Raw genomic sequence first — 20,458 nt, 5'->3', positions numbered from 1 at the left:
AGGATAAAAATGCAAATACTTGATTTTGAAAAATTAAACCAAAGCGAACAAGAATTAGCACTCAAGCGTCCTGCTATGAGTGCTAATGCGCAGGTTAAAACCATAGTAGAACAAATCATTGAAGATGTCAAAACAAATGGCGATGAAGCTTTAAAACAAATGGCTATAAAATTTGATAAAGTAGAGTTAAATTCCATCAAACTAAGTGATGAAGAGCTTAGTAATTTAGCAGAGCAAATTGATGATGAGTTAAAACAAGCTATCAAAATAGCTTATGAAAATATCTATAAATTCCACAAAGCTCAAGAAAGTCAAACCATAGAGGTTCAAACCTTTGAAGGGGTAACTTGCAAGGTGCTAACAAGAGCCATTGAAAAAGTAGGGCTTTATATACCAGGAGGCTTAGCACCACTTTTTTCAACCGCACTTATGCTAGCTATCCCTGCTAAAATTGCAAAATGTAAATTCATAGCCTTAGCTTCCCCAGCGCCATTACATCCTGCCATTGCTTTTGTGGCAAAACTTTGTGAAGTTGATGCAGTGTATCAAATAGGTGGAGCAGGAGCTATAGCAGCGCTTGCTTATGGAACGCAAAGTGTGCAAAAAGTAGATAAAATTTTTGGCCCAGGAAATGCTTTTGTAACTGAAGCCAAAAAGCAAGTTAATAATCATGGAGTAGCTATTGATATGCAAGCAGGGCCTTCTGAAGTGTTAGTTTTAGCAGATGAGTTTGCTAATGCTAAATTTATAGCTTCAGATTTACTCTCGCAAGCTGAACATGGAGCAGATTCTCAAGCGATTTTAGTTTGCACAAGTGAAAAATTAGCTAAAGAAGTAGATAATGAAGTTGCTTTACAGCTTGAAAAACTCTCGCGTAAAGAAATTGCTTCAAAATCTTTAGCACACTCTAAAATCATTCTTGCAAAAGATATAAAACATGCCATAAGTATTTCAAATGACTATGCACCCGAGCATTTGATCATTCATACACAAAATCCATCTAGCTTGCTTGATGATATTATGCATGCAGGTTCGGTATTTTTAGGTGAGTATTCTCCAGAATCTATGGGAGATTATGCAAGTGGAACAAATCATGTATTGCCAACTTATGGTTTTACCAAGTCTTATTCTTCACTAGGGCTTGCTGATTTTATGAAAAGAATGACTGTACAAGAACTTAGCAAAGAAGGCTTTAAAAAGCTTGGTCCTGTGGTGGAAATTTTAGCAGCAGCTGAAGGGCTTGATGGGCATAAAAATGCCGTGAGTTTAAGATTAGAAAGTCTAAAATGAGTGCAAAAATTTTATTTATCGATAGAGATGGCACGCTCATTGATGAGCCAAAAGATGATTTTCAAATCGATTCTTTGGAAAAACTTGAGTTTGAAAAAGGTGCTATCAATGCGCTTTTAAAGTTAAAAAATTTTGGTTTTAAATTTGTTATGGTAAGTAATCAAGATGGTCTAGGCACAAATTCTTTTCCTAGGGAAAATTTTGACAAGGCTCATGAAAAAATGCTAAGTGTTTTTCAAAGTTGTGGCATAGAATTTGAAGATATTTTTATATGTCCGCATTTTGAGCATGAAAATTGCGCCTGCAGGAAGCCAAAAACTGCCATGCTTGAAAACTACATCAAAAATAAACTTTATGACAAAAATAAAAGTTTTGTTATCGGCGATAGAGACAGCGATATGCTTTTGGCACAAAATCTTGAAATTCAAGGTTTAAAATATGACAAAAACGACTTTAATTGGGAGCAAATCGCTGATTTTATTTTGCAAAATTACCGCAGCGCCTGTATAGAGCGTAATACCAAAGAAACTCAAATTCAAGTTAAAATAGCTTTTAATGAAAAAGCAAAAGCTAATATAAAAACAAATATCGCATTTTTTGATCATATGTTAGAGCAAATTGCTACGCATGCAAATATATCTTTAGAGATAAAATGCAAAGGGGATTTAGAAGTTGATGAACATCACAGCGTAGAAGATATCGCACTTGCTTTGGGCGAGGCTATTAAAAATGCACTTGATCAAAAAATAGGTATTGCAAGATATGGCTTTGTTTTACCTATGGATGAGTGCTTGGCAAGTTGCGCGATTGACTTTTGTAATAGACCGCATTTAGTTTATAAGGCTAAATTTAAAAAAGAAAAGCTTGGAGAATTAAGCACAGAAATGATAGAGCATTTTTTCTACTCACTAAGCTATGCTATGGGTGCGAGTTTGCATTTAAAAGTTAAAGGCAAAAACGATCATCACAAAGCCGAAGGGCTTTTTAAAGCCTTTGCAAGAGCTTTAAAAATGGCTATAAAAATAGAAAATGAAAATCTAGCAAGCTCAAAAGGAGTGATATGAAACTAGCTATTATAGATACAGGTTGTGCGAATTTAGCTTCACTTGCTTTTGCACTCGAGCGTTTAGGACAAAAAAGTATTATCACGCATGATTTAAAAGAACTCTCACAAGCAGATAAGCTTTTACTTCCTGGGGTTGGCACAGCAGCTAAAGCAATGGCTAATCTACAAGCACTTAATTTAGAAAATTTTATCCAAACTACCACGAAACCACTTTTAGGCATTTGTCTTGGTATGCAAATTTTGGGTAAATTTTCAGAAGAATTACACCAAAAAACACTTGGTATTATGCCTTTTGAGACACAAAAATTCCAAGAAAAAACAAATTTTACTTTCCCGCATATGGGGTGGAATCAAGTCTTTAGCTCTCATGAGCTTTTTAAAGGCTTAGATGGAGCTTATTTTTATTTTGTGCATAGTTATTGTGTGAGTTTAAATGAATACACCATCGCAGAGTGTGAGTATTCTGCTAAATTTAGTGCAAGTTTAAATAAAGACAATTTTTATGGCGTGCAGTTTCACCCTGAAAGAAGCGGCGAAGCGGGCGAAGTATTATTAAAAAATTTCATAAATATGTAGGTAAAAATGCAAACTCAAATCATTCCAGCATTAGACTTAATAGATGGTAAAGTAGTAAGGCTTTATAAAGGAGATTATACTAAAAAGCAAGAATACAGCTTTGATCCTTTGGCTAAATTTCAAGAGTATGAGGCTCAAGGCATTGCTTGGCTTCATTTGGTGGATTTAAGTGGTGCAAAAGATCCTAGTAAAAGACAACTAAAACTCATAGAAAACCTAGCTTCTAAGATTAGAGTAAATCTTCAAGTAGGTGGAGGAATTCGCACTAAAGATGAGGTTAAAGCTTTGTTTGATAGCGGTGTTAAACGCGTAGTTATAGGCTCTTTAGCGGTTAAAAATAAGCCCCTTACACAAGAGCTTTTAAATGAATTTGGTGTAGAAAGTATAGTCTTAGCGCTTGATAGTATTTGCGTTAAAGATGAGTTTTTTGTGGCTGTTGATGCATGGAGTAAAACAAGCGATGAGAGTTTGTTTGGGCTTTTAAATTTTTATAAAGATGTAAAACATATCTTATGCACAGATATTTCTAAAGATGGCACGATGAGTGGAGCAAACATCACTTTATACAAAGCTTTGCATGAGAAATTCCCACATTTGCAAACCCAAGCAAGTGGAGGCGTGGCGAGCTTAGAAGATTTTAAAAAGCTAAATGGCATAGTAAGTGGTATCATTGTAGGTAAAGCCTTGCTTGATAAAGAATTTAGCATAAAGGAGGCAATGAGATGTCTAATAAACTAACTTATAAGGATTTGATTTTAGAAGTTTTAAAACATGCTAAAAAACCTTTAGGAGTAAATGAAATTTGGAAAGAAGCTTGTGATAAAGGCTTAGATAAAAAGCTTCCTAGTGTAGGACAAACACCCATAGCTACATTGGGTGCTAGAATTTATGTGGATATAAAAGAATTTCAAGAAAATTCTCTATTTATTAAAATAACAAAAAAACCTACTACATTTTGGTTAAGAGAAAGACAAAATGAGCTTTTGAATATTGATTTTTCAAATCAAACTGAAAAAGACTTAGAAAAACAAGAAAAAAACAAATTTTATGAAAGGGATTTGCATCCTTTACTTGTAAAATACTTATATGAAAATTCTGATTTTAGATTAAATTGCAAAACAATCTATCATGAAAAAAGCAAAAAAAGCGAAAGCGGTAAAGATAAATGGAACTATCCTGATGTAGTGGGGGTATATTTTCCCTATGATGATTATCAAAAAGAAACATTAGGACTTTTGGAAGGTCTTAAACAAAACAGCTATAAAATATTTTCTTTTGAACTTAAAATAGGTATTAATTTTTCAAATTTAAAAGAATATTATTTTCAAGCTGTTAGTAATTCTAGTTGGGCAAATGAGGGTTACTTGGTAGTATTAAAAGAAATCGATAGTGAGGTTTTAAGTGAGCTTAGAAGGCTTAATCAAAGTTTTGGTATAGGTGTAATAAAGCTTGATAGTGAAGATATTTTAAATTCAAAAATTCTTCTTAATGCAAAAGAAAAAGAACTAGATATACAAACCATAGATATGCTTGTAGAAAAAAATGAAAATTTCAAAGATTTTATTGATGATATTAATAAACAAATAAAAGTTGGGGTAGAGGTAAAAATTCATGCAAAATTTGATGAGGTTAAGAATGATGATCAAATGCAAAAATATCTTAAAGAAAAGTGTATTTTGGAGAAATAAATGCTTACAAAACGCATAATCGCATGTTTAGATGTAAAAGATGGTAGAGTAGTTAAAGGGGTACAGTTTAAAAATCATGAAGATATGGGAGATGTTATAGAACTTGCTAAATTTTACTCACAAAATGGCATTGATGAGCTTGTGTTTTATGATATTACAGCTTCAACCAAGAATGAGCGTATCAATAGAGCTTGGGTAAGCAAGGTAGCACAAAATATCTCTATACCATTTTGCGTCGCAGGGGGTATAAAAAGCGAAGATGACGCAAAAGAACTTTTAGCAAATGGTGCTGATAAAATTTCTATTAATTCCCCTGCTTTAAATGATCCTGATTTAATCTCACGCCTTGCAAAAAGCTTTGGAGTTCAATGCGTAGTCGTAGGTATAGATACTTTTAAAGATGAAAACAACGAGCTTTTAGTCTATAAATACACTGGAGATGAGAGCAAATCTCATCATAGTGGTAAAAAAACACTAGAGTGGGTAAAGCAAGTATGCGAGCTAGGAGCTGGCGAAATCGTGCTAAATATGATGAATCAAGATGGCATGAGAAAGGGTTATGATCTAGATCAACTTACTAAGGTTAGACAAATTTGTCCTGTGCCTTTAGTGGCAAGCGGTGGTGCAGGAGCTAAAGAGCATTTTTTGGACGCTTTTAAACTTGGTGTTGATGGAGCTTTAGCAGCTTCAGTGTTTCATAAAAAACTTATAGATATTAAAGAATTAAAACTATTTTTAAAAGATCAAGGCATACAAATTCGTATTTAAAAGGAAAAACTATGGGTATAAATGAAGAAGAATTTATAAAAAGCATAAATTGGCAAAAGGTAAATAACCTTATCCCCGTGATAATCCAAGATTATCATTCTTGTGAAGTTTTAATGCAAGGTTTTATGAATGAACAAGCTCTAAGAGAAAGTTTTAAGCACCAAAAGGTTGTATTTTACTCACGCACTAAAGAGCGTTTGTGGATGAAAGGTGAGCAAAGCGGGAATTTCTTGCATATCATAGATATGGGACTTGATTGTGATAGAGATTGTATTTTAATCCTTGTAAAAGCTCAAGGCGCTACTTGTCATACAGGTGATACTTCTTGTTTTGAAACGCTTTCTAAAAAAGCTGATTTTGTGTTTTTATCGCGTCTTGAAAGACTTATCAACTCACGCAAAAACACTTGTGCAAGCTCTTCTTACACGGCTGAACTTTTTTCAAAAGGCACTAAACGCATAGCACAAAAAGTAGGTGAAGAAGGCGTTGAAACTGCTTTGGCTGCTACTATTAAAGATAAAGATGAGTTGATAAATGAAGCTGCTGATTTACTTTATCATTTAGAAGTGTTATTAGCTGATGCGGATTTGAGTTTAAATGATGTGATTGCTAAATTAAAAGAAAGAAATAAAAGTTAAGCGTGATTTCTCACGCTTAATTAAGCAATATTTTTGAAAAGATTCACTGACTATATCGAGTAATTTTAAAAAAACTTTACACATTAAAATCTAATTTTTGATTTATTTTCTACTTTTTAATTTTATTTTATTTACATTTTTGGAACACTTATTGCTTTGTCTTGGCTAAGCAATAGTAGATTGTGAAGTAATCACAAAGCAATATTTTTTAAAGGATTTAATTATGATGAGATCTCTTTGGGCTGGGGTTTCAGGACTCCAAGCACACCAATACGCAATGGATGTAGAAGGTAATAACATAGCCAATGTTAATACATTTGGTTTTAAATATTCTCGTGCGGATTTCTCAACGCTTATGAGTCAAACTTCTAAGATAGCTACAGCTCCAGATGGCAACCTAGGTGGTAAAAACCCTATGCAAGTTGGACTTGGTGCAGGTGTAAATTCTACTACTAGAATTCACTCTCAAGGTAATATCCAAACTACAGATAAAAACACCGATATGGCTATCAATGGTGATGGATTTTTCATCGTTTCAAATGATGGTGGCACTACGCAGTTTTTTACCCGTGCAGGGGACTTTAAAACAGACGCAGTAGGAAATTTCGTAGATAATAACGGCTACACCGTTCAAGGTTGGAACTACAACCAAGAAACGGGTCAAATTGACTCTTCAACTTCAGTGCAAGATATAGTTATCCCACCTGGTATGAGTATGCCTGCTAGAGCAAGTACTTCAGTAAGCCTTACAGCAAATTTAGATAGTGGTAACACCTTGGGTATGAATGCTTCTGCTAAGCGTCCTATCTATGCACTAGATTCTTTACATGGTGGTAGAAAAGATACAGGAACAACGATAGACGAAAATGATACTGGCCATACTGAGTTTTATACTACTTCAAAAAGTGGAGCCCAAGTAACCGAAAAAGGTGTGGATATGGGCGTAGTGTTTAACGCTCAAGGTGAGGGTTTGAACTTAAGAGATGGTCAAGGTATGTGGGTGAGTTTTGCTGATGCTAAGCATACTTCTAATATTACCATGAGCACAGATATGCCAACAGAGAGAGGGCAGTTACAAGGAAATACGCAATATACTTTTTGGGGTATAAAAGATGGGGAAACAGTTCATAATGCTAGATTAGATATTACTATAAATGGTGTGCATATTACCGCTGAAGGTGTTGGTAAAGATGTATTTTTAAATGCTATCAATGCTAAGACAGCTGAAACTGGCGTGGTAGCTTCCATAGTAGATGGTAAAATGACTTTTACTAATGACAATAGCACAGGAACAACTGCCAAATCAAAAAATTTAAATATCACCATAAATAATAACAATACAGCTGGATCTCAAGTTCAAACAAATCAAAATCCAGCTCAAGGTAATTTAAATACTGTTATAACCGCTAATGGAAATAATGCTAATACAAGAGCTTGGCTTGGAACTCAAAATGGACAAGCAGATGGACAAGTAAAAACAAATGTTCAAGTGGTAACTGCTCATGAGTATATTTATAGTAAAAATAATGTAGATATAGGAGCAAATCCTAATCCTAATGCAGCAAATGCTAGAGAAGCAAATATGCCTGATATGAATAGTAAAAGATTTTTCCATACTACTGAAGATTTAAGAGAGCTTTTGCAAAGAGATGCAAGATGGGGTGTGGATTATGATGGCGATGGAACATTAGAAAACTGGGGTAATGGAAATAATGGTTCTCCCGGACAAGCAGATGCTAATGCTGGTGTTGAAGTAGTGGTGGAAAGTGATGGTAGATTTAAAATCACTAATCCTAAGAGCAATACTTCTAAAGATATGACTTTTAAAGTTACAGGTTTTTCAGATGAAACCAATAAAATTGCCACCAATGATAAATTCACAGCGATGTTTAGTGCTTTAGATGGAAATTTCAACGCAGGTAATAATGAAAAATATTCTCAAGATATGTACTTATCAGCTCATACTGCTAGTATAGAAATCTTTGACTCATTAGGAACTAGACATGAGCTAACCGTGCAATTTACCAAACAAACTAAAACAGCAGATGGTGGGGCTGAATGGTCTATCATCATTTCAGTGCCTGAACCTGCAGAGATTAATTTTAGTGGTGATGGAGCTCCTGGAAATATAGTAGTAGGAAATTTAAGATTTGGTAATGATGGCTCACTTCAAAGCTATACACCAAATGTATTAAATTTTACCGGAAATAACGGCTCAAAACCTGATCAAGTTATAAAACTTGACTTTGGAACAACAGGTGGTTTTGATGGTTTAACAAGCTATGATAAAGACTCATCTACTACTAAACAAGAAACAGATGGTTACACAGGGGGTAATCTAAAGCCAGATGCATTAAGAACTGATGAGAATGGTTATATCTATGGAGAATTTACAAATGGTAAAACTCTAGCTCTAGCTAAGGTTGCTCTAGCTACTTTCCCAAATAATATGGGTCTTGAAGAAATGGGTAATAACCTTTATAAAGCGACAGCAAACTCAGGAACAGCTACCATAGGTCATGCAGGCGAAGGCGGTAGAGGGGGCTTAAAAGGCTCAGCCATAGAAATGTCGAATGTGGATTTAAGTCGTGCATTAACAGAGCTTATCGTAATCCAAAGGGGTTATCAAGCAAACTCAAAAACGATTACCACAAGTGATCAGCTTTTAAATACTTTGCTTCAATTAAAACAATAATCTTAACCCAAGGTTTTAAAAACCTTGGGATCAAGCTTTACAAGGTTATCGAGGTAGCCTTGTAATACTTGATAGCCTTGAAGCCTTCAATCTATTGCTAACTCACTTCTTTCTTGCCTTAAGGAGTGAGTAGCATGATTTGCATATCGACAAGTTAAAATAAAAATTTATAAAGCTAATCATCTATTAATAGTTTTGATCATTGCAAATTTAAAATATTTTGTTTTGCTATTATGATCAAAAACACTAAAATTATCAAGAAAAATATAAATATTGTTTATTGATATAAAGTTTTTTGAAAAAGGTTCGATATAGTTAGTGAATCTTTTCAAAAATATTGCTTAATTAAGCGTGAGAAATCACGCTTAACTTCTTTTTGATTTTATTTAACTTTCTTTTATTAATCAAACTCAGATAAGAAATCAAAGATAAAAATGTGCAAGTTCCTAAAATAAGTGATAAAAATATAGGTGTATTAGCATTTAAAAGACTTACTAAAAATGCCATTACTCCCGCCATAGCAAATTGTGCTGCACCTAAGAGTGCTGAAGCACTGCCTGCATTTTGTTTTGATCTTGCCATAGCTAAGGTTGTGGTATTTGGCAGGATAAAACCCAAACTTGCTATGATAAAACACAAAGGAATTTCAAAAGCCCAAAAACCTAGCTCAAAAGTTGCACCCAAGATGAGTAAAAAAGTTAAAAAAGTAATTACCATAAGCGCTCTAGGGAGTATATAATAAGGAGAAAATCTAAGGACTAATCTTGCATTGATATTTGCACATATAACAAAGCTTAGAGCATGAGCTCCAAAAAGGGCTGCGTATTGTTGCTCGCTTAATCCAAAAACGCGTGTAAAAACAAAAGATGAGCCGGTTAAATAAGCAAAAAAACCTGCAAATATTAAATTTCCACAAAGCAAATATACTACAAAACGGCGATCTTTTAAAACTTTTTTGTAACTTTTTGTAACCTCTTTGTGATTGAATTTTTTTCCTTTGGTGTTGTGATTGCTTTCTTTTAGAACAAAAATAACAAGTAAAAATAAAATAAAGCCTAAGATAAACAATGTCAAAAATATACTACGCCAAGAAAAAAATTCAAGTAAAATTCCACCAAAAGTAGGAGAAAGCATAGGCGCTAAAGAAGTAAAGACCATCATCAAAGCATAAACTCCTGTTGCTTCTTTAAGCTCAAAAACATCATTTACTATAGCTCTTGCTACGACTACACCCACGCAACCCCCTAAAGCTTCAAAAAAACGCAAAGCTATAAAAGCATGAATGGAATCAACTAAAACACAAGCAATACTTGAAGAAATAAAAATAAAAAGTCCTATATATAAAGGTTTTTTTCTGCCATATACATCACTTAATGGTCCATATAAAAGCTGACCTAAAGAAAAGGCGATGAAAAAACTTGCAAGAGAAAGTTGAGTGTAAAAAGAATTTGTTTGAAAGCTTTTTTCTACTTCATTTAAAGCAGGCAAATACATATCAGTTGAAAGTGGTGCTATGGCAGATAAAAAGCCTAGTATGATAATGAGTTTGAGTTTTTCAAAACCTTTTATTTGGGTGTGTTTTTGCATAAAATTTCCTAAAGTCTTTTTACCATTGTATAGCAAAAAGTCTAAAATAAACAATAATTTACATTTTTTAAAGGCAAATAAGATAAAATTAAACTAAAAATAATCAAGGAAAAATTATGAATATGCCTTTTAGTGATGAGGAATTAATCGAACCTGTAAAAGCCAGTCTAGCTAAAACTATGCATATTTTAGAAAATGATGGCGGAGGGCTTGATTTTTTGGGTGTGAAAAATGGTGTAGTTTATGTGAAGCTAACCGGAGCTTGTCATGGCTGCCCAGCTAGTGGGACGACTTTGAAATATGGCTTGGAAAAACAACTTAAAATCGATATACATCCAGATATTACTATAGTAAATTTAGCAGGTGGGGAAAGCGAATTTGCAAAATTATAAAAAAATAGCCATAGAATGTTTTTACAAAAAAGATTTTAAAAATGCTAAGATGTATTTTTCTCTTGCTTATGAAAAGCGTAAAAATAAAAGACTTTTAACTTTTATTAATATTTGTGATTTGGCTTTAAAAAGCCCTGAAGAAGCTTTTGTTTTTTTTGAATTTTTTATGCAAAATTATAAAAATACTAAAGTAGATAAAGACTTAGAAAAACTCATTAATCTTAGCCAAAGTGTGCAGTTTGAAGAAGATAGCGAAGATTTTGAGGGCTTGAGTTATCAAGATTTTTTACTTAGCGAAGCAAAAGTTGGGTTTAAACAAGCTTTAGAAAATGTTATAATATCTAATAAACTTATTATTAACGATAAAGAAGATTTTGTGGATTTTTTAGAAAAGCTTTTAGAACATGGTTATAAAGATATGCTCGTAGCTTATATGGAAGATGTTTCAGCGCATTTTTATTCTAATTATAGATTTATTAAGCTTAGTGAGAAAATCAAGGAATTAAATTATGATAGTAAAGATTGAAAATACTTTCATTTGTGATAATTCTAATGAATGCGAAAAAGATTGTTTTTTCTTAAAAACTACTCAAAATGAAAAATTTCTTCATCAAGCTTTAGAAAAACAAGCAAAAGTTATTGGCATTGGCGAATGCAAGAAGCTTTTAAATATAGATGAAAATATTAAAATCATAGGCATTACAGGCACAAATGGCAAGACAACTACTGCGGGAGCTATTTACTCTATCTTGCTTGATTTAGGTTATAAATGTGCTTTAATGGGAACTAGGGGTAGTTTTATAAATGATAAAAATATCACTCCAAAAGGCTTAACTACTGCTCCTATTTTACAAACCTTAGAGCTTTTATCTTTAGCAAGTAAGGAAAAATGTGAATTTTTGATTATGGAAGTAAGCTCGCATGCTTTGGTGCAAAATCGCATTGAAGGGCTTGAGTTTAAGGCTAAAATTTTTACTAATATCACTCAAGATCATTTAGATTTTCATGGGGATTTTCAAAACTACCAAGCGGCAAAAGAAAGTTTTTTTACCGATGAGTGTATGAAATTTATCAACAAAGATGCAAAAGCTATAAATTTTAATGTCAAAGGTGCTTTTACTTATGGAGTGGAAAATCCAAGTTATTATCACATTAAAGCTTATGCTTTAAAAAATGGCATTGAAGCTGTGGTAAATTTTGGTAAAGAAACTTTTATGATTGATTCTTCTTTGGTGGGGCTTTTTAATCTTTATAATCTTTTGGCTGCAAGTGCTTGTGTAAATGAACTTGTTAAGCCAAATTTAAAAGAGCTTGAAAAGGCCATTAGTAATTTTGGTGGCATTGAGGGTAGAATGCAAGTGGTTGCAAAAGATGTGATTGTAGATTTTGCTCATACGCCCGATGGCATAGAAAAAGTTTTAGATGCTTTAAAATATCGTGATTTGATTGTAGTTTTTGGAGCAGGGGGAGATAGAGATAAAACTAAGCGTCCGTTAATGGCTAAAGTTGCCAAACACTATGCTAAAAAACTCATCATCACAAGTGATAATCCGCGTTCAGAAGAGCCAATGGATATAATTAATGATATTTTAAATGGTATAGAAAAAGATGAGAGTGTTTTTGTAGAATGTGATAGAAAAGAAGCGATCAAAAAAGCATTAGAGCTTAAAACAAAAGATGATTTTGTAGTGATTTTGGGTAAGGGCGATGAGACTTATCAAGAAATCAAGGGTGTAAAATATCCTTTTAATGATAAAGAAGTAGTATTAGAGATATTAAAAGAAGGAAAATAAATGTTTGAAAATATGGATTTTTCTAAAATGGGCGAGCTTTTAACTAAGGCTCAAGAAAAAGCAAATGAATTAGAGCAAGAAGCTTTAAAAAAAGAATTTAGTGCAAAAAGTGGTGGTGGTTTAGTAAAAGTTAGTGCTAATGGAAAAGGTGAAATCATCGATATAAACATTGATGATTCTTTGTTAGAAGATAAAGAGTCTATGCAAATTTTACTAATAGCAGCGATTAATGATGTGATGAAAATGGTAGAACAAAATAAAAAATCAATGGCTAGTAATTTATTTAGCGGAATGGGAATGCTATGAGAATTTTACTTTGTATTTTGGGTGTAGTTTGCACACTTTTTGCTGTGCCAAGACCGACTTTTAATGATTTTTTGGGTTGTTATGAAAAAAATAAAGCTAGTATGTTGATTTATGAGGGCTTACCCGCCTTTGCTTTAAATGAAAATACTTTAGCAGTAGTTAAAACTAAAAACGCGAAATTAAACAGCTATACTAAATATGATCCCTTTTTAAATTTGTATTTAGTAAAAACAGATTTTAGTTTAATTCCTGCACCTATGGGAAATGAAGAAGATTTAACACGCAATAGTTGGGTGGGAATTTTAGATAGCAATAAAAGCTATATAGGACATTTGAAGTATTTTGGGCAAAGTTTGACAGAGCGTGATCAACTTGACTTTGCTTCTAAAATCGGAGAGCTTAACTCGCCGTGTTGTAAAATGCTTGGTATAAGTTTAGAAGATGGCAAACTTATAGGTAATCGTTATTTAAAACACTTTGCAAAATATCCTGATGCTTATTGGGGTGATATAGGTGTGGATTTTGATATGCGTGATGGCAAAATTTATGTTAAAAATGTGCGTAAAAATGGACAATTTTTACTTAATGATGAGCTTGTGAGTGTTGATGGACAAGCTTATGATGATTTAAGAAAACTAAATGAAAAAATTTTATTTGCTGATCGCGGTGCAACTTTATACTTTAATGTATTAAGAGATAATAAAGATGTTAATATCTCCACTATGGTTTTTGATAAAGACTTGGGTGTATTTGCTAAGCCTAAAAAAGTGGTTCAAGCTAAGCCAAGTTCTTTTTATAGCAATCTAGGATTGCGCGTAGATATGAAAATGAATGTTACAGAAGTTACTCCAAATTCTAAAGCACAAATGGCTGGATTTTTAAAAGGGGATAAGATTTTAAGAATTAATAATCAAAAAATCAACAATTTTAATGAACTTCAAGCTGTTTTAGCTCAAGCTAATACTTTTGATATTCTAGTCTCAAGACAAGCAAGCAATATCCCTTCAGCGAAAAATAATGACTTTGAGCATTTTAATAAAGGATACTTTGACTTTTTTATAAGGCTAAATAAGTGATTTTAGAAAAATTCAAACAGCATTTAGAGCAAAATTTTCCTAAAACTCAAAGTTTTCATCCATTTTTTAATGAAGCATTAAAATGGATGTTAGAAGCTGGTGGGAAGCATTTTAGAGCCCAACTGCTTTTGGGTATAGTTAATGCTAAAAATCCTGCTTTGTTTGAAAAGGCTTTAAATGCAGCTTTGGCTTTGGAATTTATCCACACTTACTCTTTAATACATGATGATTTACCCGCTATGGATGATGCTTCTTTGCGTAGAGGAAAGCAAACTTTACACAAAAAATATGATGAAACTACGGCTATTTTAGTGGGCGATGCTTTAAATACTCAAGCTTTTTTACTTCTTTCTAAGCTTGATTTAAAAGAAAATGTTAGATTAAAACTCATAGAAATTCTAGCCTTTAATGCAGGGCTTGGCGGTATGATTATCGGGCAAGCTATTGATTGTTATTTTGAAGATATGCCTTTAAATTTAGAGCAAGTTGAGTTTTTGCACATTCATAAAACTGCAAGATTGATTGCAGCGGCTTTAAAAATGGGTTGTGAAATTTGTGAGTTAGATGAAAAAGAATGCGAGCAAATTTATGAAATAGGGCTTTTGATAGGATTAGTTTTTCAAATCAAAGATGACATTATCGATGCGACTTTAGATACTCAAGAAGCAGGAAAGCCAACTCATAATGATTTGCATAAAAATTCTTTTGTTAAACTTTTAGGTTTAGAAGGTGCTAAAAAGGCAAAAGATGATAAAATTGCTTTATGTGAAGAAAAAATGAAAAATTTAGACTCTAAGCTTGCTAATGAGCTTCAAATTTTGATTGATAAATATTTAAAAGGTTAAACAATGTTACAAAAACAAGCCAACACTATAAGATTTTTATGTGCGGATATGGTGCAAAAAGCAAATTCAGGCCACCCAGGTGCTCCAATGGGTTTAGCAGATATTATAAGTGTTTTAAGTACTCATTTAGTGCATAATCCAAAAGATCCTACATGGTTAAACCGCGATAGATTAGTCTTTTCAGGTGGTCATGCTAGTGCTTTGCTTTATAGCTTTTTACATTTGAGCGGTTATGATGTAAGTTTAGAAGATTTAAAAAATTTCCGTCAATTACACTCTAAAACCCCAGGTCATCCTGAAATTTTCACTCCAGGTGTTGAAATCGCCACAGGACCTTTAGGACAAGGCATTGCAAATGCGGTTGGTTTTGCTATGGCAGCTAAAAAAGCAAGTTTGCTTTTGGGTGAGGATATTATCAATCATAAAGTATATTGTTTATGCGGTGATGGAGATTTACAAGAAGGAATTTCTTATGAGGCTTGTTCTTTAGCAGGTGTGCATAATCTTGATAATTTAATCATCATTTATGATAGCAATAATATTTCAATTGAAGGTGATGTGGCCATTGCTTTTAATGAAAATGTAAAAGAGCGTTTTAGAGCGCAAAATTTTGAAGTACTTGAGATAGATGGGCATGATTTTGAGCAAATTGATTTAGCATTAAAAACTGCTAAAGAAAGCAAAAAGCCTTGTTTGATTATCGCTCACACTACTATAGCTAAAGGAGCTTTAGATCTTGAGGGAAGTCATCATTCTCACGGAGCACCTTTGGGCGAAGAGCTTATAAAAAAGGCAAAAGAGGCTTTAGGTTTTGATCCACAAAAAACTTTTGAAATCCCAGAAGAAGTTAAAATTCGCTTTAGCGGGGCAATAGAACTTGGGGATTTAGCACAAGCTAAATGGAATCAAAAAGTGCAAAATTTAAATGCAGAGAAGCAAGCATTGCTAAAAGAGCTTTTAGAGCCTGATTTTTCAAAAATACAATTTCCTGATTTTAAAGGACAAGATTTAGCTACTAGAGATAGCAATGGTGTGATTTTAAATGTTATCGCTAAAGCCTTACCGGGATTTTTAGGTGGTAGTGCAGATTTAGGTCCATCAAATAAAACTGAACTCAAAGATATGGGCGATTTTCCAAATGGAAAAAATATCCACTATGGTATAAGAGAGCATGCAATGGCTGCTATATCAAATGCTTTTGCAAGATATGGTTTGTTTTTGCCTTATTGTGCTACCTTTTTTATATTTAGTGAGTATTTAAAACCTGCTGCAAGAATAGCAGCTTTGATGAGGGCTAAACACTTTTTCATCTTTACTCACGATAGTATAGGTGTAGGTGAAGATGGCCCAACACACCAACCTATAGAGCAGCTTAGCACTTTTAGAGCTATGCCAAATTCATTGACATTTAGAGTAGCTGATGGGGTTGAAAATGTAAAAGCATGGCAGATTGCACTTAAAACTAATATGCCAAGTGTTTTTGTTTTATCGCGTCAAAAGTTAAGTGCTTTAAGCGAGCCTGTTTTTGGAGATGTTGAAAATGGGGCTTATTTGTTAGAAGAAAACGCAAATGCGCAATTTACACTTTTAGCAAGTGGTAGTGAAGTGTCATTATGTGTAAAAACAGCTAAGATTTTAAAAGAAAAAGGTGTGATTGCTAATGTGGTTTCTATGCCTTGTTATGAGTTATTCATCGCTCAAGAAAAATCTTATAAAGAAAGAATTTTACAAGGTAAGGTTATAGGTGTTGAAGCTGCAAATTCAAACGAGCTTTATAGAATTTGTGATGAGCTTTATGGTATAGAAAGTTTTGGTGAGAGTGGTAAAGATAAAGATGTATTTGAGCATTTTGGATTTAGTGAGGAGAAATTAAGCTCATATATTTTAAGTCTATGTAATGAAAAATAAAATAATCAAAGATGTTAAAAATCAAGAATGCATTTTTAGCGTCTTTGGTATATGGGATAAAACAAGTGTAGGAAAATTGGAAAAATTAGATTTTCCTACTCAAAAAAATATTATTTTTGATTTTGCAAATTTAGATTTTATAGATACTGCTGGGATTAGGTATTTTCTAGCTTTAGAAAATGAATTTAAGCAAAAAGGTTTTGAGCTTAGTAGGATAAATCTTAAAAGCGAGCATGCTAAGCTTTTTGAACTTTGTCAAAAACACTACAAAAGCTTTTGTGATTCTTATGAAGATAAAAAAACAATCAAAGATTTTTTTGAAAATTTAGGAAAGAAAGTTGCAAATTCTTTTACAATTTTAGTGCAGTTTTTAAATTTCATAGGACTTATTATTTATACTTGTTTTAAAACACTTTTAAACCCTAAAAAACTTCGCTTTAAGGCATTTTTATATCATGTAGAAAATAGCGCTATTAATGCTTTACCTATTATTATGCTAACTTCATTGCTTGTGGGTGTGGTGCTTGCTTATCAAGCTGCGTATCAGCTTGCACAATTTGGAGCTAATATTTATATTGTTGATTTAATGGGAATTTCTGCCACTAGAGAGCTTGCACCATTAATTAGTGCTATTGTTATTGCAGGCAGGAGTGCAAGTTCTTATACAGCTCAAATTGGAGTAATGAAACTTACTGATGAAATTGATGCGATGAAAACTATGGGTTTTAAAGAAAGTGAATTTATCATTTTGCCTAGAGTTTTAGCTTTAGCACTTGCTATGCCTTTGGTAGTAATAGTAGCTGATATTTTAAGTATTATAGGTGGAATTGTAGTTGCTTGGTTTAGTTTAGAAATTAGTGCGAGTGAGTTTATGAGTCGTTTTAAAGAAGCAGTGGAGCTAAAACATATTATCATAGGACTTATAAAAGCACCTATTTTTGGATTTTTGATTGCTTCTATTGCTTGTTTTAGAGGATTTTTTGTACAAAAAACTACCGAAAGCATAGGTGTTTATACGACAAAAAGTGTGGTAAATGCTATTTTTTGGGTGATAGCTTTTGATGCGATTTTCTCTGTATTTTTGACAAAGGCTGGATTTTGATTATAAAGGCTAAAAATATCAGCACTTATTTTGGAAGTAAATGTGTACATGAAGATATTAGCTTTGAAGTGCAAGATAATGAAATTTTTGGCATTTTAGGTGGTAGTGGTAGTGGTAAATCTGTGCTTTTAAGACAAATGTTAATGCTTGAGCATTTTGATAAGGGAGAGTATGAAATTTTAGGTAAGAGATTACAAAATATAAGCGATGAAGATGCTTTGTTTTTGCAAAAACAATGGGGTGTTGTTTTTCAATATGGAGCATTATTTAGCTTTTTTAATATACTTGAAAACATTAGCATACCTTTGGTTGAATACACAAAACTTAGTAAAAACGACATTAAAGAAATAGCTATGATGAAGCTTAAGATGGTAGGGCTTGATGAGAGCGTGGCTAAGCTTTATCCAAGTGAGTTAAGTGGGGGTATGAAAAAAAGAGTGGCCATAGCTAGAGCTTTGGCGCTTGATTCTAAATTACTTTTTTTAGATGAGCCAACTTCAGGGCTTGATCCTTATAGCTCAAGAGAATTTGATGAGTTACTTTTGAGTTTAAAACAAAGCTTTAAATTATGTGTAGTCTTAATTACTCATGATAAAGAGAGTATGAAAAATGTTTTAAACCGCTTTTTGATTATAGAAGAAAAAAAAGTTGGTTTTTTGGGAAATGTCGAGGCTTTGCAAGAGCAAAATCCAAGACTTTATGAGAGGTTTATGCAATAATGGAAAACAAAGCAAATTATATTTTGATTGGAATTTTTGTTTGTGTGTTATTTTTTATCAGTTTGTTTTTTATAGTGTGGTATGGAAATTTAAAAGATGAAAAATCATTCAAATATTATGAAATTTATATGGAAGAATCAGTTGCAGGACTTAGTGTAAAAGCTCCAGTTAAATTTTTAGGAGTAGATGTTGGAAGTGTTGAAAACATCAGTATAGATAGCTCAAGTAAGCAACTAAGAGTAAAAATTTTAGTTAAGCTTGATTCTAGTTTGGCTGTTAAAACAGATACTTATGCAAGTTTGCAAATTCAAGGCATAACAGGATTTAAATTTATTCAGCTTGCAGGAGGTAGTGAGGAAGCTAGTGTTTTGAGAGCAGGTGATGATGTTTATCCTATTATAAAATCAAAAGAAAGTTTTTTTGCAAGCATAGATAAGCAAACTTCAAATTTATTAGAACTAATCACAAGTTCAAAAATAAAATTAGAAAAACTCTTAAGTGATAAAAATTTAAAAAATATAGAGCAAATTTTGCAAAATTCATCAGAATTTTCTGCACATTTAAATGCTAATGTACCAGTATTCTTAGCAAATTTAAATAAAACAAGCTCTAAACTTGGCAAAAGTGCAGATGAATTTTCAAATTTTTTAAACAATGCTAATGACCAACTTAATGAGCTTAATAAAAGTAGAATGCTTTTAAATGAAAATTTGGATATTTTAAGAGTTTTGTTTTTAGATTTTACGCAATTATTAAATATTTTAAAGCAAAATCCTTCAGATATAATTTATAAAGATAAGGCTACTCAATATGCTCCAGGAGAATAAAATGAGATATTTATATATTAGTTTAATAGCTATTTTTTTTAGCGCTTGCTCTTTGATTAATCCAAGTCAAACTTTACCTGCAAATAAATATTTTAGTATTAATTTAGAAAAGCTAGAGCAAAGTCAAAATAAAAAAAATGCAACTATTATAGTTTCCTTACCTAAAGGCTTAGCTTATACTAATGAAATTTTTTATAAAAAAGATTATACTATCAATACCTATGCCTATCATTTTTGGAAAGAAAATCCTGCTTTAATGATAAAATCTTTTTTGGAATTTCATTTGCAAGATTTAGGGGTATTTAAAGCAGTTTTAAATCAAGATAGTCTAGCTAGTGCTGATTATGTTTTAGAAAGTAAAGTGGATATTTTAGAGCAAGATTTTAGTGATGAGTTGCATTCTAAAATAAAGTTTGGTATTAATTTAAATTTAGTGCAAATAAACACTAAAAAACTTATAGCGAGTAAGTACTTTTACTATGAAAAAGAATTAAATGATAATAATCCTCAAATTTTAATCCAAAACTATGATGAGGTTTTTTTGCTTTTTGCTAAAGATTTTAGAGTTTGGGTAGATCAAAATTTGGAATAAAAAATGCTTTTCTTGTTATAGCAATAACAAGGAAGGTGTATTATGAGAGATGAATTAGAAATCTTACAAAAACATTTAGGACAAGTAGGTTCAAGTATAGATGGTGCAAATTTAAAACATCAAACGCAAAAATTTAGTGAAGATATTACTGATGCTAATGACTTTATAGGTGCTTTGCAAATTTTAGATTCCTCATTGAAAAAAATTTCAAAACTTCTAGAAGATAAAAACTATGAAGATGTGCAAGATAAAGTTTTAATTGCTAGTGAAAGTTTAAAAATAGTAGATAATTGCTCATTTTTAGGTAATGCTTTATTTGATAATAATTATAATGTAAATGTTGGTTCAAAGGCATTTGCTTTTGAAATTTATAATCCTTTAAAAATTTTAGAAACTAGTGATTATGAAGGTATGAAAGCTTATATAGTCGATAAAAGAGAAGAAATAGCTTCTATGCTTAGTGAGCTTGCAGTGGCTATTGCTACTTATAGTCCTAGTCAAAGTTTTGGCGGATCAAGCCATGATTTTATGGGTGATTTTGATTTTACTAAGCTTTTTAAATAACACTAAAGGCTAAAAAGCCTTTAGAT

The 20,458-nt window shown here is 32.3% G+C and carries 21 protein-coding genes; 20 read left to right on the top strand and 1 reads right to left on the bottom strand.

What is annotated here, in order from left to right; all coding sequences use genetic code 11:
• Positions 1–9: 9 nt before the first annotated feature.
• The 8 genes from hisD (at position 10) to flgE (ending at position 8,721) form a co-directional block, all read left to right on the top strand.
• Positions 10–1,290, top strand: a complete 1,281-nt coding sequence (gene hisD, locus L8X50_RS03080) for a histidinol dehydrogenase (RefSeq protein WP_263660373.1) — start codon at positions 10–12, stop codon at positions 1,288–1,290.
• A complete protein-coding gene (hisB, locus tag L8X50_RS03075) occupies positions 1,287–2,354 on the top strand; it encodes a bifunctional histidinol-phosphatase/imidazoleglycerol-phosphate dehydratase HisB (protein ID WP_263660371.1) in 1,068 nt (355 codons plus the stop codon). Before hisD ends, hisB begins: the two co-directional genes overlap by 4 nt.
• Positions 2,351–2,932: an imidazole glycerol phosphate synthase subunit HisH gene (gene hisH / locus L8X50_RS03070; RefSeq protein WP_263660370.1), complete on the top strand. Its 582-nt coding sequence runs from the start codon at positions 2,351–2,353 to the stop codon at positions 2,930–2,932. Before hisB ends, hisH begins: the two co-directional genes overlap by 4 nt.
• Positions 2,933–2,938: 6 nt before the next feature.
• The gene (locus tag L8X50_RS03065) at positions 2,939–3,670 is read left to right on the top strand and encodes a 1-(5-phosphoribosyl)-5-[(5-phosphoribosylamino)methylideneamino] imidazole-4-carboxamide isomerase (protein ID WP_263660369.1); all 732 of its coding nucleotides are present in this window, start codon (positions 2,939–2,941) and stop codon (positions 3,668–3,670) included.
• Complete coding sequence (locus tag L8X50_RS03060) at positions 3,655–4,620, top strand: HTH domain-containing protein (protein WP_047207868.1); 966 nt, start codon at positions 3,655–3,657, stop codon at positions 4,618–4,620. Before L8X50_RS03065 ends, L8X50_RS03060 begins: the two co-directional genes overlap by 16 nt.
• Complete coding sequence (gene hisF, locus L8X50_RS03055; RefSeq protein ID WP_263660368.1) at positions 4,621–5,388, top strand: imidazole glycerol phosphate synthase subunit HisF; 768 nt, start codon at positions 4,621–4,623, stop codon at positions 5,386–5,388.
• An 11-nt stretch (positions 5,389–5,399) separates the two neighbouring features.
• The gene (gene hisIE / locus L8X50_RS03050) at positions 5,400–6,026 is read left to right on the top strand and encodes a bifunctional phosphoribosyl-AMP cyclohydrolase/phosphoribosyl-ATP diphosphatase HisIE (protein WP_133319155.1); all 627 of its coding nucleotides are present in this window, start codon (positions 5,400–5,402) and stop codon (positions 6,024–6,026) included.
• A 223-nt stretch (positions 6,027–6,249) separates the two neighbouring features.
• Positions 6,250–8,721: a flagellar hook protein FlgE gene (gene flgE / locus L8X50_RS03045; RefSeq protein WP_263660367.1), complete on the top strand. Its 2,472-nt coding sequence runs from the start codon at positions 6,250–6,252 to the stop codon at positions 8,719–8,721.
• 345 nt (positions 8,722–9,066) lie between these two features.
• Here flgE and L8X50_RS03040 read toward each other — a convergent pair whose 3' ends face one another.
• A complete protein-coding gene (locus L8X50_RS03040) occupies positions 9,067–10,308 on the bottom strand; it encodes a multidrug effflux MFS transporter (RefSeq protein ID WP_263660366.1) in 1,242 nt (413 codons plus the stop codon).
• A 122-nt stretch (positions 10,309–10,430) separates the two neighbouring features.
• On the opposite strand from L8X50_RS03040, the gene L8X50_RS03035 reads away from it, so the two are divergent.
• The 12 genes from L8X50_RS03035 to L8X50_RS02980 are packed head-to-tail and all read left to right on the top strand — an operon-like array spanning position 10,431 to position 20,432.
• On the top strand, positions 10,431–10,700 hold the full coding sequence (locus L8X50_RS03035; RefSeq protein ID WP_039619526.1) for an iron-sulfur cluster biogenesis protein NfuA: 270 nt from the start codon (positions 10,431–10,433) through the stop codon (positions 10,698–10,700).
• Complete coding sequence (locus L8X50_RS03030; protein ID WP_133319159.1) at positions 10,687–11,226, top strand: histidine kinase; 540 nt, start codon at positions 10,687–10,689, stop codon at positions 11,224–11,226. Before L8X50_RS03035 ends, L8X50_RS03030 begins: the two co-directional genes overlap by 14 nt.
• Positions 11,210–12,493 carry a UDP-N-acetylmuramoyl-L-alanyl-D-glutamate--2,6-diaminopimelate ligase gene (locus L8X50_RS03025; RefSeq protein ID WP_263660365.1) on the top strand — a complete coding sequence of 428 codons (1,284 nt, stop codon included), beginning with the start codon at positions 11,210–11,212 and terminating at the stop codon, positions 12,491–12,493. Before L8X50_RS03030 ends, L8X50_RS03025 begins: the two co-directional genes overlap by 17 nt.
• Positions 12,494–12,799 (top strand): YbaB/EbfC family nucleoid-associated protein, encoded by a 306-nt coding sequence (locus L8X50_RS03020; RefSeq protein WP_039667857.1) that lies wholly within the window; start codon positions 12,494–12,496, stop codon positions 12,797–12,799.
• The gene (locus L8X50_RS03015; RefSeq protein WP_133319161.1) at positions 12,796–13,875 is read left to right on the top strand and encodes a PDZ domain-containing protein; all 1,080 of its coding nucleotides are present in this window, start codon (positions 12,796–12,798) and stop codon (positions 13,873–13,875) included. Before L8X50_RS03020 ends, L8X50_RS03015 begins: the two co-directional genes overlap by 4 nt.
• Positions 13,875–14,720 carry a polyprenyl synthetase family protein gene (locus tag L8X50_RS03010; protein WP_263659247.1) on the top strand — a complete coding sequence of 282 codons (846 nt, stop codon included), beginning with the start codon at positions 13,875–13,877 and terminating at the stop codon, positions 14,718–14,720. The genes L8X50_RS03015 and L8X50_RS03010 overlap by 1 nt, the downstream gene beginning before the upstream one ends.
• Positions 14,721–14,723: 3 nt before the next feature.
• Complete coding sequence (gene tkt, locus L8X50_RS03005; RefSeq protein WP_263660364.1) at positions 14,724–16,628, top strand: transketolase; 1,905 nt, start codon at positions 14,724–14,726, stop codon at positions 16,626–16,628.
• 1 nt (position 16,629) lies between these two features.
• Positions 16,630–17,730: an MlaE family lipid ABC transporter permease subunit gene (locus L8X50_RS03000; RefSeq protein WP_393921358.1), complete on the top strand. Its 1,101-nt coding sequence runs from the start codon at positions 16,630–16,632 to the stop codon at positions 17,728–17,730.
• The gene (locus tag L8X50_RS02995) at positions 17,727–18,449 is read left to right on the top strand and encodes an ABC transporter ATP-binding protein (protein WP_263659156.1); all 723 of its coding nucleotides are present in this window, start codon (positions 17,727–17,729) and stop codon (positions 18,447–18,449) included. The genes L8X50_RS03000 and L8X50_RS02995 overlap by 4 nt, the downstream gene beginning before the upstream one ends.
• On the top strand, positions 18,449–19,276 hold the full coding sequence (locus tag L8X50_RS02990; RefSeq protein ID WP_263659155.1) for an MlaD family protein: 828 nt from the start codon (positions 18,449–18,451) through the stop codon (positions 19,274–19,276). Before L8X50_RS02995 ends, L8X50_RS02990 begins: the two co-directional genes overlap by 1 nt.
• A 1-nt stretch (position 19,277) precedes the next feature.
• Positions 19,278–19,868, top strand: a complete 591-nt coding sequence (locus L8X50_RS02985; RefSeq protein ID WP_133319167.1) for a hypothetical protein — start codon at positions 19,278–19,280, stop codon at positions 19,866–19,868.
• Between the two features lie 42 nt (positions 19,869–19,910).
• Positions 19,911–20,432 (top strand): flagellar FLiS export co-chaperone, encoded by a 522-nt coding sequence (locus L8X50_RS02980; protein ID WP_133319168.1) that lies wholly within the window; start codon positions 19,911–19,913, stop codon positions 20,430–20,432.
• The last annotated feature ends 26 nt before the right edge of the window (positions 20,433–20,458 follow it).

This window comes from Campylobacter sp. CNRCH_2013_0898h, from assembly GCF_025772965.1.
In the GTDB taxonomy this organism is placed as follows: Bacteria; Campylobacterota; Campylobacteria; order Campylobacterales; family Campylobacteraceae; genus Campylobacter_D; species Campylobacter_D lari_D.
The sequence above is the reverse complement of the archived record's forward strand: the minus strand, read 5'-3'. Positions and strand labels throughout refer to the sequence as shown.